This window comes from Aeromicrobium sp. P2_G6 (assembly GCF_056403535.1).
The window spans coordinates 242,680-257,946 of record NZ_JBFUFH010000004.1 but is presented as its reverse complement, the minus strand read 5'-3'; the positions used below and the strand labels follow the sequence as shown (position 1 = coordinate 257,946).

The window sequence follows — 15,267 nt, the reverse complement described above, 5'->3', positions numbered from 1 at the left end:
AACTGCCCTATTGTCGAATCCTGAGGGCCATTCTGCGTGGCCCACAGGGAATTCGACATGACGGTCACCGACCCGAGCGACACAGCAGGCGGAGGGGTCACACCTTCGAGGGGCTTCGCTGGAACTGCCCTGTCCTCGTTGCGCGAGACGGGCACGTCGATCGCCTCGGTCTTTCGAAACCCGGGCTTGCGGCGTGTCCAGATCGCCCTGACCGGCTCGATGATCGGCGACTGGGCTTACGCCACCGCAGTCACGGTCTGGGCGTACGGGGTCGGGGGAGTCACCGCTGTCGGCGTCTGGACCGGCATCCGGCTCGGGCTCATGGCATTGACCGCCCCGCTGGGAGCAACGCTCGCCGACAGGATCGCGCGCAAGAAGGTCATGATTCTCGCTGACCTCGTCCGCGCCGCTCTGGTGGCCGCGGCAGTCGGGTGTCTCGTGATCGACACCCCGGCGGCGCCGATCTACATCCTGGCGACCCTGACCTCGTTGATGGGCACACCCTTCCGGTGCGCGCAGCGTGCCCTGATGCCGTCACTGGCCAGGACCCCCGAAGAGCTCACCGCCTCGAACGGCACCTCGAGCACGATCGAAAGCCTCTCGTTCTTCGTGGGTCCGGCGATCGGGGCGCTCCTGATCGCCTCCACGAATGTCCAGACGGTGTTCGCCTTCAACGTCGTCACCTTCTTGTGGTCGACCGCCGCGGTGTTGGGGATACGCGTTCCGGAGAGGCCCGAGGACGCGGAGTCGGATTCGGAGTCCGACGATTCGGAGGATGCCGACGAGCCGGACAAGGAGAGCTTCCTGTCCGAGGTGACGGGCGGGTTCCGCAGCATCGCGGCGAATCGCGACCTCATGGTGGTGGCGTGGCTCATCTGCGCTCAGACCATCGTCGCCGGTGCGTCCGCGGTGTTCTTCGTGGTCATGGCCGTCGACATCCTCGACACCGGGGCGCACGGCGTGGGATATCTCGAGTCGGTGCTCGGTGTCGGCGCCATCGTCGGGGGGCTCTTCGCCATCGCGAGAGCGACGAGGAACCGTCTCGCGCAGGACTTGACGGTCGGAGTCGTGCTCTGGGCACTGCCGCTGCTGCTCGTGACCATCTGGCCGTCCCCGGCCTCGGTGTTCGCTGCCGTGGTTCTGCTTGGCCTGGCGAATCCGTTGGTCGACGTCAACTTCGACACGATCGTGCAACGGGTGACGCCTGACGAGGTGCTGGGTCGGGTGTTCGGCTCGCTCGAGGCCTGCCTTATCGGGTCCATGGCGCTGGGTGCGTTCCTGATGCCGATCTTCATCAACCTCTGGGGATTGAGGACGTCGGTGGCCATCGTGGGAATCGGCGTGACAGCTCTCGCGCTGCCCCTGTTGCCGAGGATGCGGCGCCTCGATGCGCGATTGACCACGCCTCCCGGGCTCGACCTGCTGCGCGCCATCTCGATCTTCAAGCCCCTCAGTGCGGCCACCGTCGAAGGACTGGCCCGCGAGCTGGACACGGTGCCAGTGGCTGCGGGCGAGGTCGTGGTGCGAGAAGGCGAGGAGTCCGACCGCTTCTTCATCATCGAGTCGGGACTCGTCGAGGTCACCCAGGGTGGGGCGGTGCTTCGGCGTGAAGGACCGGGGGAGTTCTTCGGCGAGATCGGCTTGCTCCGTGACATTCCACGCACGGCGACGGTCACCGCAGTCGAGGACACGGTGCTCCAAGGGCTGAGCCGGGAGGACTTCCTGGCCGCTGTGAACGGAGAGCGGGAGTCCTACCTGGCGGCCGATGACATCGTCACACGCAGGCTGACCGTCTGATGGCCGCCATGACGTGCACGTCGTGCGGCACGAACCAGGTCGAGGGTGCCCGGTTCTGCCACGAGTGCGGCTCAGCGCTCGGACCGCCACCGTGTGCTTCCTGCGGTGAGCCGGTCGTCGCCGGCGCAAAGTTCTGCGGCGCGTGCGGAGCCAGCCTGACGGAGGCGTCCGCAGTCGCGCACTCTGCCGCGTACGTCCCACCGTCCGCGGCGCGGCGCGTCACGAGCGTGCTGTTCGGGGACCTGGTCGGCTTCACTTCGTTGTCTGAGTCCCGTGACCAGGAGGACGTACGGGAGCTGTTGTCGCGCTACTTCGAGGAGTCCAGCCTGATAGTCGGGCGGTACGGCGGAACCGTGGAGAAGTTCATCGGCGACGCGGTGATGGCCGTATGGGGTGTGCCGACCGCGCACGAGGACGACGCCGAGCGGGCCGTGAGAGCCGGGCTGGAGCTGGTCAACAAGGTCGCCGCGATCGGTGAGGAGTTGGGGGTGCCCGAGCTCGCCATGCGCGTGGGAATCGTCACCGGTGAGGTGGCCGTGACGATCGGTGCCGACCATCAGGGGATGGTGGCCGGCGACGTCGTCAACACCGCATCGAGGGTCCAGACTGCCGCCGAACCCGGACAGGTCTGGGTGGACGAGACGACACGACTCCTGACCTCGTCGGCGATCACGTACCTCGACGTCGGCAGTCATCAGATGAAGGGCAAGGCCGATCCGATGCCGTTGTGGTCGGTCCGGGCCGTCGTCGCGGCGATGCGCGGCGCCCAGCGTGCCGACGGGCTGGAGGCTCCGCTGGTCGGACGAGATCGGGAGCTGCGTCTGTTCAAGGAGCTGTTCCACTCGGCCGAGGAGGCCAGGAAGCCTGCGCTGCTGGTCATCGACGGCGAACCTGGGGTCGGGAAGTCCCGGCTCGCCTGGGAGTTCGAGAAGTACATCGACGGCCTGTCCTCGACAGTCATGTGGCACAGCGGACGATGTGTGGCGTACGGCGAAGGCGTGGCCTTCTTCGCTCTCGCGGAGGCGATCCGTGGCCGTCTGGGAGCGGTCGGAGAAGACAGCAACGGCGATCCCGGCGCCCTTCTCGAGTCCGGTCTCGAGACCTACGTGCCCGACATGGCGGAGCGATCCTGGCTGCGTCCGCGGCTCGGCGTCCTGCTGGGTATCGGATCCGTCGGGACCTTCCCCCGTGAGGACCTCTTTGCCGCGTGGACGACCTTCCTGGAGCGTGCGGGTCAGGGCGACAAGCCGGTCGTCCTCGTCATCGACGACGCCCAGCACGCCGACGAGGGACTGTTGCTCTTTGTCGAGCATCTTCTGCTCGTGGCGTCGTTCCCTTGTTTTGTGGTCCTGCTGACCAGGCCGGGCCTGCTGGAGAGTCACCCGGCCCTGGCCACCAACCGCAAGGCCACGGTCCTGCACCTGCCCGAGCTGGACGACCGGGACATCTCCGAGCTTCTCGGTGGCCTGGTGGCCGGCCTTCCCGATGACATCCGGGCCGCACTGGTCGAACGATCCGAGGGGGTGCCGCTGTTCGCCGTGGAGACGGTGCGGTCGCTGATCGACCGGGACCTGATCGTGCCGCGCGGTGGCCAGTACGTCGTGGCCGACCCTTCGGCCATCGACCTGGACTCCATCGGTGCTCCAGCATCGCTGCAAGCACTCATTGCTGCACGTCTCGACACCTTGTCGGCGGTCCAACGACGGGTTGTGGACCAAGCAAGCGTTCTGGGAGGTTCGTTCAGGCGGGACGCGATCGCCGGTCTCTGTGAAGACATCGCCGACATCGACGACGTGCTGGCGAGCCTCGTGCGCGTGCAGATCCTGCGCCAGGAGGCGAGCAGGCAGAGTGCCGAGCTCGGGCAGTTCAAGTTCGTGCAGTCTGTCGTGCAGCAGGTCGCCTACGCGACCTTGTCCCGCCGCGACCGCAAGGCGAGTCACCTCGCCGTGATCAGTCAGTTCGAGGCTGAAGGCGCATCCGGGGGCGATCTGGCCCCGATTCTTGCGCAGCACTATCTCGACGCCATCGACGCTGTGCCGTCTGATCCTGATGTCGAGGCCCTCAAGCTGGCTGCCATCGATCTCCTGGCCGAGGCCGCCGGTCGTGCCCAGTTGCTCGGATCGACGAAGGAAGCTGCCGCTCACATGACTGCAGCTCTGGCACTTGCCGGGGACACGGACAACCGTGCTGGTCTCGAACGGGACCTGGCATACGCACTGCTCGACACCGGAGCGTACGAAGAGGCCATCGAGCATGCCATCGAAGCTGCCAGCGCATTCGAGTCTCGAGGAGATGCGGTCAATGCGGGACATGCGGTCGCCGCACAGTCGCTCGCGCTCGGATTCCTCGGCGACAACGCGCAATCCCTGGCGGTCGCCGAACCCCACTGGGCGGCCCTGTCAGGACGTGGAGATGCCGCAGTCGCTCAGCTGGCTCTGACGAGGGCCCTGACCTCCGCGCGTTCCCGCATGGGCCTGGACGTCAGAGAGCTGCTCGAGACACGGATCAAGCTGGCCGAGAAGGTGGGTGACCCCGGGGAGGTGGCGAACTGTTTCACCAGCCTGAGCATTCACTACGGCACCGCGGGCGCCATCTCACTGGCCCGAGTCCTCCTGGAAGCGGCAGCGGAAATGTCCCGGACCCATCATCAGCCGAGCTCTCTCGCGCGAGCACTGCTCAACCTCACCGTGAGCAGGATGCTCGACGATCTCGACAAGGCGGTCGAAGTCGGCAAGGAGGCCGTCTCGGTGGCTACCGAGACCGGTGTGCCGATCTGGATCTCCTACTCCCAGATCAACCTGATCATCGCGCTGTGGACCAGTGGCAGATGGGCAGAGGTCGACGAGATCTTCCGGAGCGGCGCATTGGGCGAGCACCTTGTCATCGTCCCCACCTCAGTAGCAATCAATGGCGCGATGAGCGCAGCGCGCGGCACCTCATGGTCGTCGTCATGGCCCGAGGCTGGTTCGTACGTCAGCGATGACTCTTCTGACCTCGCCTGGAAGGCATTCGCAGACGCGATCGACGCGAAGCAGCGGGATGACCTCGAGTCCGCTGTGCGGCTGGGTGTCTACGCCAACGAGAAGATGTACGAGATCTCCGGAACCTGGGACGACCTCTGTCACATGTGGCCCACCGCCGTCGAGCTGGCGCTCGAGGCCGGCGACGACGTTGCACTCGCGACCCTGCTCGACCTCATCGACGGGCAGTCGAACCGGCCCGTCTCCGCAGGCGTACGGATTCATCGCAAGCGGGTCGCTGGGCTGTTGGCCATCCGGGATGGCGAACCACCCGAGGTTGTCGAGTCCACGCTGCGTGAGGTCATCAGCGAGTTCGGACAATGGGGCGCCGTGCCGTACATGGCACGGACGCAGGCGGAGCTGGGAGCCTGGCTGGTCGATCAGGGGCGGGCCGAGGAAGCCACCCCGCTGCTCGACGCTGCTCGCACCACGTTCGCCGATCTCGGCGCCTCAGCGTGGTTGGAGGAGCTCGAACTGCAGCTCTCGCCGCTTTGACGTGACCCACGACCCGCCCGAAGGAAGCATGGGTTAGTGTTTTCACGCAGCACGGGCGATTGGCGCAGTGGTAGCGCGCTTCGTTCACACCGAAGAGGTCACTGGTTCGAACCCAGTATCGCCCACCCGATTTGCACTGGAATTGCAGTCATTTTCTGAACACAATTCTCCACGAGGAACATACGAGGAACAAGGAGCGGCCAGATCTGGCCGCTCCTGTCCTGTTTAGCGGGTCGCGGTCATTGCGCGGATCAAGCCGCCCCCGGCGTCATTGGACGCGTTGGAAGTAGACGATTTCGTGAGGATCATCTCGCGACGGGGCCGATGTGGCCCCGGTGCCAGGACAGGTCCTCATCGCCAATTGCCGACAGGCCTCGCGTCAATGAATCGCTCGCCGACCCGACGGCAGCAACGAAGGGGCAGGGGAGCCGCGGCGCGCAGCTACTTGTGATGAAGAGGCTCGGCTTGCGGGTCACGGCCGAGCTCGACAACTCGGTCTCGTCGAACGATTCGTGCTTGCCGGTCGCGACTTTCGAACTGAAAAGCCTGGTCGGGTTTGGGCATCAGCAGGAGGTACCAGTAGTCGTTGTCGGCGACTTCCTCTCGCTCACGGATCTCTACGACTCCCCAATGTGCGACGGCCCAGCTTTCGGCCTCCGGGAGTGTCGGAGCTATGTGGAGCAGATTGGCATAGCGGTCATAGACGTACCACGGAAGTTGGGTATCTCCGTCCGGGTCTGGAGATTCGGGTGGGACAGTCACTGACGTCGCCTGCTCGCTCGTTCGAACACGGATTGTGTCCGGTTCCCATGCTGCCACAGTGATGCAGGCCGGTGCGCTTCTTGAGCGACGCTGGTTGAGGCCGTGGGGCAGGCCGCCATTGCGACGGCCTGTGGGGGTTCGTACGGCTTCAACAACGGGGATGCGCATGCTCAGGATCTCTGCGTTTCGTGGTCATGGCTGCCGCGCAGGTCACGGTGAGCTGATGAGACGGGTTCGGTCCGCTCGATTGCGGCGTCTTCACGCGAGATGGTTCGTTGCAGCAGGGGAAATTGTGGCGCTTCGGGAAGCGGCCTCGCTGCTTTCCGGGCCAGCGTCGGGGCGTCGACTTCGGCCCTGTGCACTTCCCACTCAGCTCTGGTGACCGAACTTGTCGTCGGGGGGCATATCGGATGGGACGTATTGCTCAGATATTCGGTGGGCCCGACCCAGCCGCAGCCGCAGCGCGCACGCCACCTCAGCTGTGAGGTGGCCGACAACCCCGCTGTCGGCTTGATGAACAGCTCAGGTCGCCCCTGGTGCCCGGGGGCGTCGGCGGACCAGAACGAAATCTTCATTGCTTCTTCCTGTGTTGGTGCGGTTCTCGTGTCGTGCGCTATCCGCATCGGTTGCCCTTTGACGGTAGTTCGGCCGAATTGCTAACAGAAGGCTTCCTTGAGGTGAAGATCCTCACACCTGCGCAAATGAAAGAATCTGCATATTCTCACGTAGAGTGACGATGATCTCGAAAGAAGGGCCAAGAATGGCGTCCGTGCCCCTCAGCCACGCGAAGGCTGAACTGTTCCGCGCGCTGGGCCACCCGGCTCGTGTGCAGATCCTCGAGCTACTCCACGACGGGCCGAAGACGGTGCGGCAACTTGTCGAGGCTCTCGACGTGGAGCCCGCGAACCTGTCCCAACATCTCGCAATCCTGCGCCGAGCCGCCGTCGTCGCATCGGCGCGTGAGGACGGCTCCGTCATCTACGCGCTGACCACCAGCGACGTGTCGCGACTCCTGGCCGCGGGCCGAGGAATCCTTGAAGCGGTCTGGGGGGAGCAGGAGGGTCTGCTCGCCGAGCTGCGCGCAACGGCCATCACGGCATGAGCTTCTTTCGTGAGATGCAACGCTTGGCGAACCACGGCGGGGCGCGAGCCGTTCATGCGGTGCGTGAACTCGGACCATCGGGGGCGGACTACCGGGCGTTTCGTCGCAATCCCCGCGGTGATGTGCTCGCTGGCCTGACCGTGGCAGTCGTGGCGCTCCCGCTAGCGCTGGCTTTCGGAGTGGCGTCGGGAATGGGTGCCCAGTCGGGTCTGGTCACCGCAGTGATCGCGGGTCTGGTCGCTGCAGTCTTCGGTGGGTCGAATCTCCAGGTGTCCGGTCCCACCGGTGCCATGACGGTCGTCTTGGTGCCGATCGTCCACGAGTTCGGTCGCACCGGCGCTTTGACGGTTGGGCTGATGGCAGGCGTCGTCCTGATCGTCATGGCGGTTGCGAAGGTGGGACGCTACGTGCGGTTTCTGCCGATCTCGCTGGTGGAGGGGTTCACGGCAGGGATCGCGGTCGTGATCTTCCTCCAGCAGGTGCCGGCGGCGCTCGGGATCTCCAATCCTCACGGCGACAAGGTTTGGGCATCAGCAGCGGACGCCGTCAGGCAGTACCTCGCCGATCCGATGATCGCCCCACTGCTGATCGCAGCGGGTGTCGCGGTGCTGATGCTGGCCGGGGCACGATGGCGCCCCGGGCTCCCGTTCTCCCTGATCGGCGTGGCGGTGGCCACTGTTGTGGCGAGGCAGTGGGATCTGGGTCTGCTCACGCTCGGGAAGCTTCCGTCCTCTCTGCCGGCGCCGGCTGCTGGCTTCATCGACCTTGGACTCATTTCCCAACTGGTGCCGGCCTCGCTGGCCATCGCGGCCTTGGCGGCCCTGGAGAGCTTGCTGTGTGCCTCGGTGGCTGACGCGATGAGCGTGGGTGAACGTCATGACCCCGACAGGGAGCTCTTCGGTCAGGGGCTGGCGAACATGCTGGTGCCGTTCTTCGGCGGCGTCCCGGCCACCGCGGCGATCGCCCGCACGGCGGTGAACGTCCGGGCAGGGGCCAGTTCACGCCTCGCGACGATTGTGCACTCGATCGTCCTGCTCGTCGTGGTGTACCTCGGTGCCGCGCTTGTCTCCGACATCCCGCTCGCCGCACTCGCCGGGGTCCTGTTCGCCACCACCATCCGGATGGTGGAAGTGGGCTCACTACTGGCCATCATCCGCGCCACAGGGGCTGATGCTGCGATCGTTCTGTTGACCCTCGTGGTCACCATCGCCTTCGACCTGGTCACGGCCGTGGGCGTCGGCCTGGTCGTAGCCGTGGTCCTCGCCCTCCGTGCAGTAGCCAAGAGCGCACGCCTGGAAGAAGTTGCCCTGGACGTGGGAGACCACAGCAATGAAGAACACGCACTGCTCAGCGAGCACATTGTCGCCTACCGCATCGATGGCCCGCTCTTCTTCGCCGCCGCGCACCGGCTGCTGTTGGAGCTGCCCGACATCACTGACGTCAAGGTCGTCATCTTGCGCATGTCCCGCGTCAGCACTGTTGACGCCACCGGCGCACGAGTCCTGGACGATGCCATCACCAAGCTCGAGCACCGAGGGGTTGTCGTGATGCTGTCCGGGATCGCGCCCACCCATGACGACCTCCTTGAAGGTCTCGGCGTGGCCGAAAAGCTCCGAAGCACCGGCCTGATCTTTCCGGACACGCCGACTGCCATCGCACAAGCACGGAAGATCCTGACGCCCCAACTGGGCGACATCGACCGTCCCCTGCCTCGTGCTTCACGCGCAGAGGTGGACCGGCTCACCAGCCTTCAGACGGCGAACCTGCAGCCATCCATGGCCAACCACCGACTCACGCGAGGAGTGGTGCGCGGAGATCAGGCGCGACAGTTGGCCGAGCGCGTTCAACAACGCAACCCAGGAACGGAGGGCCCATGGCAGTGAAGCAACGTCGAGCAATGACGACCGAGAAGGTGCAACAGTGGATCGTCTCAGCACTCATCTGCGCTGTCGCATCCTTCCCCATCGGGGCACTGATCGTCACCAGCATCTTCAAGAACCGAGCTGGAGACCGACCTGACGCGATCACGCTGTGTGTGATGGCCGGCGCGATCGGCGCTCTGACCATCGGCGCTGGCCGGCTGATGCACCGCCTCAGTCCGCTCTCACCGTTCGTCCTGATCGGTGCACTTCCAGGGCTCATCGCCCTCGTCCTCGTAGCCAAGGTCTAGCCCGCGTCTCACGAACGAGAGCCAGGTCGATCGGCTGGCAGAAGCTGCGGCACGGAGCGCTGTGATGGTCGCGGCCTGTTCGGTGTGTGGAGAGATCGCTGCCCGGTTCGGCCACCAGAAGGCGGCCCAGATTTGGGCATGAACTTCCGAGGAAGTCCGGGGCAGCACGCCGGTGAATTAGACTTTGAAGAATTCTGAACCTGCACATTTACGAATGAGGCCAGCATGGAAGCAGTGCCGATCTACCAGGCAAAAGCCGAGCTCTTCCGCACCCTTGGCCACCCAGTCCGGATCAGAGTCCTGGAGCTACTGCAGGACGGCCCGAAGGTCGTGCGGGAACTGCTGGATGACATCGAGATCGAATCCTCAAGCCTGTCCCAACAACTCGCAGTGCTACGGCGAGCCGGACTTGTTTCTTCCACCAGAAACGGCGGTGCGGTGGTCTACGAACTGAGCACGGCCGACGTTTCCCAGCTGCTCCTCGCGGGCCGGCGGATCCTCGCTGCGGTCTGGACCGGTCAACAAGAACTACTGGCCGAATTGCGAAGCGACATCGTTGAGTCCGCCTGACCCTGCGACTCGCGCGCTGGTGACCCAGACCTTCGCACGCACGTGGAGGTGGCGGTCTCAAACGCTGGCTTGAGCGTTCGCAGAATCGTTGGCCAGATGACGATCGGTCGAGTGTGGGGTGAAGCAGTCTGGCCGAGCATGGCGCGGAGATGGCCAATCGATCTCCACAATGCCCTCGTCACGAATTGTCCGAGTAGCGTTCCGGCCATGGACACTGTCATCGACATCTCCGGGTTGGTGAAGCGGTTCGGGCGCACGACGGCCCTGGACGGTCTCGACCTGCGGGTCCCTGTCGGCGAGGTCCATGGCTTCCTCGGGCCGAACGGGTCGGGCAAGTCGACCACGATTCGGGTGCTGCTGGGTCTGCTCCACGCCGACGCCGGCGAGGTCTTGCTGTTCAACCGGGATCCGTGGCGCGACGCTGCTGAGCTGCACCGCCGACTGGCCTACGTACCGGGTGACGTCAATCTGTGGCCCAATCTGTCCGGCGGCGAGGTCATCGACCTGCTTGGCCGGCTGCGCGGCGGTCTCGACGAGAAGCGCCGGGCCTCGCTGATCGAGCGCTTCGACCTCGACCCCACCAAGAAGTCGAGGGCGTACTCAAAGGGCAACCGTCAGAAGGTCGCACTCGTCGCCGCTCTGTCGGCCGATGTCGAGCTCTTGATCCTCGACGAACCCACGTCGGGCTTGGATCCTCTGATGGAGGCGGTATTCACCGAGTGCATCAATGAGTTCAAGGACGATGGACGGTCCGTGTTGCTGTCGAGCCACATCCTTGCGGAGGTTGAGCGGCTGTGCGACAAGGTCAGCATCATCCGTGCCGGCCGCACGGTCGAGTCGGGAACACTGGCCGATCTGCAGCACCTGACGCGTACCTCAGTCTCGGCGAGTCTGAGTCGCCGCCCCGTCGGCCTCGACCGACTTGCCGGGGTGCACGACCTTGTGGTCGAAGGACATCGAGCGACATTCGAAGTCGACACGGTCGAGCTCGGCTCGGCGTTGGATGCACTCGGGCGGTTCGGAATCCGTACGCTCACCAGCAAACCGCCAACGCTCGAGGAGCTATTCCTGCGTCACTACGGTGAGGACATCACCCCGTGACTGCGGTTACCGGCGCGCTGACCCTTCTGCGGTTTCATCTGCGACGTGACCGCATGATGCTGTTCTGGTGGATCGCGGGCAATGTCGTGCTCTACTACTCGCAAGCGGTCAGCACTGAAGGGCTCTACGCGACCCAGGCTGAGCTCGACAAGGCCGCGGCCCAAATGGCTGACAACCCAGCATTCATCGCGATGGCCGGCCCGCCCCGCGCGCTGGACTCGGTTGGTGGCCAGGTCGCCTGGCAGGCGGCCGCGTTCGGCGCGATTGTTGCCGGGCTGATGAGCATGTTCCTCGTCGGCCGGCACACCCGGGCGGAGGAGGAGAGTGGGCGCGACGAGCTCGTGCGCGCTGGCGCGATCGGACGTCACGCCCCGCTGGTCGCCACGGCGCTGGTGGTCATCCTCGCCAATGTGCTGCTGGGCGTCCTCATCGCCGCCAGTCTGATCAGCTTCGACCTCCCGGCAGCAGGATCGATCGCGCTGGGGATCGGCGCCGGTCTCACGGGTCTGGTCTTCGGTGGGTTTGCGCTGGTCGCGGTTCAGTTGGCGGGGAGCACCCGCGGAGCGTACGGCATCACCGGCGCGGCGATCGGACTCGCGTACGTCCTCCGCGCGGTTGGGGACGTCGGGAACGAAGCGATGTCTTGGCTGTCGCCGATCGGCTGGGGCCAATACCTGCGGCCGTACGCCGACGAGCAGTGGTGGCCCGCGCTGCTTTCGGTCGGCGTCATCTTCGTCCTGGCTGTCTCGGCCAGCTGGCTGTTCGACCGCCGTGACATCGGCTCGGGCGTGTTGCCGCCGCGACCCGGACCCGGCCGCGGCTCGATGGCCACAGCCGGGGCGCTCGCCTGGCGGCTGCAACGGGCCAGTGTGATCGGATGGACCGTTGGGATGTTTCTCGGAGGTCTCGCCTACGGATCGATAGGCGACGACGTCGCCGACCTGATCGGTGACTCGGAGTTCTCGAACGATGTGTTCGGATCATCCGGTGGCTCCTTGGTGGACTCGTTCTACGCCACAGCTGCCTTGATGCTGGCGCTGATCGGTAGCGGGTTCACCATCTCGTCCGTCCAGCGGATGCGTAGCGAGGAGGCGGCGGGCTTCGCAGAGACACTGCTGGCGACGGCGATACCGCGATGGCGTTGGGCGGCCGCGCACTGGGCGGTCACGCTTGCGGGGACGGTGGCTGTCGTGTTCGCGGGGGGCGCCGGAATGGGCATCGGTTTCGGTCTCGTCACCGAAGACTGGTCCGCCGTGCTTCGACTGACAGGAGCGACATTGCCGTACGCCGTGCCGGTCCTGCTGCTCGGGGCGTTGACGTGGCTGGGGTACGGCGTCCAATCTCGGTGGGCCGCCGTGGGCTGGCTCGGTCTGGGGTTCTGTTTCGTGGTGATGATGTTCGGGGAGCTGTTGCAGCTGCCTATGTGGCTCATGGACATCTCGCCCTTCCGGCACGTCCCGCAGATGCCCGCACAAGACTTCCGGATCATGCCGCTCGCTGTGTTGACACTTCTCACTGTTGGACTCGCAGCGCTCGGGATGTTGGCTCTGCGGCGACGAGACGTCGTTGGTGCCTAGCGATCTTGTCTCCCAGCCGGGACCTTGGTCCGCCCAGCTCCGGACCGCTGGCCGTGTTGAAAAGTGCAACGTAGCGACATCCTCCGCGGAAAGTGCCTCTGACCTGCGATTAGCGGCTCGGGTATCAGCAACACCCAATCTGCACTCTTGACGGATGTGTGACTCACGTCATATCTTCATCGAAGCGCTTCGTCGAAGCGCTTCGACAACGGGGTAGCGGAGGTTAGCGATGGCCACGATGAATGACGTCGCCCGGCGTGCAGGGGTCTCTCTGAGCACAGTCTCCTACGTGCTGACGGGCGCACGGCCCATCTCGGATGCGACACGCCAGCGGGTGCTTGCAGCGATGGCCGAGGTCGACTACCACCCGAATGCGATGGCGCGGGGTCTGGCGAGTCGGCGGAGCCGAATCCTCGGCCTCTCCCTGCCGATGGAGCAGCGCGGTCTGGGTGCGACAGAAACCGCATTCGTCACCGGCGCCGCGCACGAGGCCAGCCGTTCCGACCACCACCTGGTGCTCTCGCCCAGCGTGGCGCAGGACCCGAATGGGCTGCGGCGGCTCGTCAGCGAGCGAATGCTTGACGGCGCTCTGCTGATGGAGGTCCGGATGCGTGATGAGCGCGTCCCGATGCTGCAGGAGAGCGGCGTCCCGTTCGTCCTGATCGGCCGCACCGAGGACACCGCCGGATTGTCCTACGTCGACATCGACTTCGACCGCACCATGCGCGACGCTGTCGACCACCTGGTCAGCCTTGGTCACCGGTCGATCGTGTACGTCAACCACTCCGAGGCCGCGATCAGCAGCGGGTACGGGCCGGCGCTTCGTACCCAGCTGGCGTTCGAGGAGATCATGCGCGGACACGGACTGGAGCCGCTGATGATTCCCGCTGGCGACACCGCCGAGGACGGCAGGATCGCCATCCGTGATGCCCTGGCCCGTCAGCCGGACCTGACCGGAGTCATCGCGATGAACGAGAACGCACTGTTCGGCATCCTCGGCGAGCTCGCCAACAGAGGCCTCCACATCCCCGACGACGTCTCCGTCGTCTCGATGGTGACCTCTCCACAGGTTGCCGACCTCGCGACTCCCGCGCTCACCACCCTCACTTCACCGGGCTCCACCCTTGGCCGCCTTGCGGTCGAAACGCTCGTGCGTGCCCTCACCGACAAGACGGGAGAGGTGCACCAGGAGCTGGTGGCCTGCGCCCTCGAGCCGCGCGGAAGCACAGGCCCACCGCCCGCAGCCTCCGCGGCAAGACCAGCCCCGTCCAGCAGCGATCACCACACCGAGGAGACACAACCATGAAGAGAACCCGCAAGCTCGTGGCGGCCGTTGCGCTTGGCGCCCTGGCCGCCACCACACTCGCCGCCTGTAGCGGCGACGGAGGGGGCTCTGGCAGCGACGCCAAGACGCTCACCCTGTGGCATTACGAGAGTGCCAACAGTGCGATGGGCATCGCCTGGGACCGCGCGATCCAGCTCTTCGAGAAGGAGCATCCCGGCGTGAAGGTGAAGTTCTCGCGCAAGGCCTTCGAGCAGATCCAGCAGAACGCAGCGATGATCATCAACTCCGACGAAGGCCCCGACATCATGGAGTACAACAAGGGCAACGCGACCGCGGGCCTGCTGTCCTCCCAGGGTCTGCTCACCGACCTCACCGCCCAGGCCGAGAAGCGCGGCTGGGCCGACGATCTCAGCGAGAGCCTGCAGACCACGGCCCGCTACGACGATCGCGGCGTGATGGGCTCTGGCGACTGGTACGGCGTGCCGAACTACGGCGAGTACGTGATGGTCTACTACAACGCCGACATGTTCAAGAAGAACGGTGTGACCGTGCCCACGACACTCGACGAGATGACCCAGGCGATGGACACGTTCGTCGACAAGGGCATCACGCCGCTGGGCATGGCAGGGGCGGAGTATCCCGCCGGCCAGCTCTGGTATGAGCTGGCACTCTCCCAGGCAGACCGCTCGTTCGTCGACGACTACCAGCTGTACAAGGGTGACGTGGACTTCCACTCCGGCCCTCTGAAGTACGGCGCCGACACCTTCGCCGAGTGGGTCAAGAAGGGTTACGTCGCCAAGGACGCTGCCTCGGTCAAGGCCGAGGACATGGGCACCGCCTTCATCGGCGGCAAGGTCCCGATGATCGTCTCCGGCAGCTGGTGGTACGGCCGATTCAAGGACGAGATCAAGTTCAACTGGGACTCGTTCCTGTTCCCAGGGAACACCTTCAACGCCGGATCCTCGGGCAACCTGTGGGTCGTGCCGAAAACCAGCCAGGCCAAGGACCTCGCCTACGACTTCATCGACATCACGATGCGGCCAGAGATCCAGCAGCTCATCGGCAACAACGGAGGCGTTCCCGTGGCCGCGGACCCCTCGGACATCAAGGATCCGAAGGACAAGAAGCTGATCGAGAACTTCAACACGCTCACTGCCAACGACGGCTTGGCGTTCTACCCGGACTGGCCGGTCCCCGGTTACTACGACGTCCTCGTCTCGGGCTTCCAGGGCTTGATCAACGGTTCCAAGACGCCCGACAAGGTCCTCGACTCGATCGAGAAGCCCTACGAGGACGGCGTCGCGGACATCACCGACTGATCTCCATCCTCCGTCCACCCAGTCTGGCGGGCGGGCCGCTTCCTCCCGGCCCGCCCGCCCTTGGCCAAA

General features: G+C 65.3%; 10 protein-coding genes and 1 tRNA gene. All 11 read left to right on the top strand.

The features are described from left to right. Positions 1 to 57: 57 nt before the first annotated feature. The 11 genes from AC1DVU_RS14645 (at position 58) to AC1DVU_RS14595 (ending at position 15,198) form a co-directional block, all read left to right on the top strand. Positions 58 to 1,797, top strand: coding sequence for an MFS transporter (locus AC1DVU_RS14645; RefSeq protein ID WP_476923183.1), 1,740 nt, complete (start codon positions 58 to 60; stop codon positions 1,795 to 1,797). After that, positions 1,797 to 5,312, top strand: a complete 3,516-nt coding sequence (locus tag AC1DVU_RS14640; protein WP_476923182.1) for an AAA family ATPase — start codon at positions 1,797 to 1,799, stop codon at positions 5,310 to 5,312. The genes AC1DVU_RS14645 and AC1DVU_RS14640 overlap by 1 nt, the downstream gene beginning before the upstream one ends. Positions 5,313 to 5,365: 53 nt before the next feature. Continuing rightward, positions 5,366 to 5,437, top strand: a tRNA-Val gene (locus tag AC1DVU_RS14635). 1,397 nt (positions 5,438 to 6,834) lie between these two features. Beyond that, complete coding sequence (locus AC1DVU_RS14630; RefSeq protein WP_476923181.1) at positions 6,835 to 7,176, top strand: ArsR/SmtB family transcription factor; 342 nt, start codon at positions 6,835 to 6,837, stop codon at positions 7,174 to 7,176. A gap of 14 nt (positions 7,177 to 7,190) precedes the next feature. Continuing rightward, positions 7,191 to 9,059: a SulP family inorganic anion transporter gene (locus tag AC1DVU_RS14625; protein WP_476923383.1), complete on the top strand. Its 1,869-nt coding sequence runs from the start codon at positions 7,191 to 7,193 to the stop codon at positions 9,057 to 9,059. Between the two features lie 14 nt (positions 9,060 to 9,073). Continuing rightward, the gene (locus AC1DVU_RS14620) at positions 9,074 to 9,346 is read left to right on the top strand and encodes a hypothetical protein (RefSeq protein WP_476923180.1); all 273 of its coding nucleotides are present in this window, start codon (positions 9,074 to 9,076) and stop codon (positions 9,344 to 9,346) included. A 225-nt stretch (positions 9,347 to 9,571) separates the two neighbouring features. Beyond that, on the top strand, positions 9,572 to 9,916 hold the full coding sequence (locus AC1DVU_RS14615) for an ArsR/SmtB family transcription factor (RefSeq protein WP_476923179.1): 345 nt from the start codon (positions 9,572 to 9,574) through the stop codon (positions 9,914 to 9,916). Between the two features lie 207 nt (positions 9,917 to 10,123). Next, positions 10,124 to 11,017 (top strand): ABC transporter ATP-binding protein, encoded by an 894-nt coding sequence (locus AC1DVU_RS14610; RefSeq protein WP_476923178.1) that lies wholly within the window; start codon positions 10,124 to 10,126, stop codon positions 11,015 to 11,017. Further along, positions 11,014 to 12,594 (top strand): ABC transporter permease, encoded by a 1,581-nt coding sequence (locus tag AC1DVU_RS14605; protein ID WP_476923177.1) that lies wholly within the window; start codon positions 11,014 to 11,016, stop codon positions 12,592 to 12,594. The genes AC1DVU_RS14610 and AC1DVU_RS14605 overlap by 4 nt, the downstream gene beginning before the upstream one ends. Before the next feature lie 229 nt (positions 12,595 to 12,823). Further along, positions 12,824 to 13,900, top strand: a complete 1,077-nt coding sequence (locus AC1DVU_RS14600; protein WP_476923176.1) for a LacI family DNA-binding transcriptional regulator — start codon at positions 12,824 to 12,826, stop codon at positions 13,898 to 13,900. Beyond that, complete coding sequence (locus AC1DVU_RS14595; protein WP_476923175.1) at positions 13,897 to 15,198, top strand: ABC transporter substrate-binding protein; 1,302 nt, start codon at positions 13,897 to 13,899, stop codon at positions 15,196 to 15,198. Before AC1DVU_RS14600 ends, AC1DVU_RS14595 begins: the two co-directional genes overlap by 4 nt. Positions 15,199 to 15,267 lie beyond the last annotated feature (69 nt).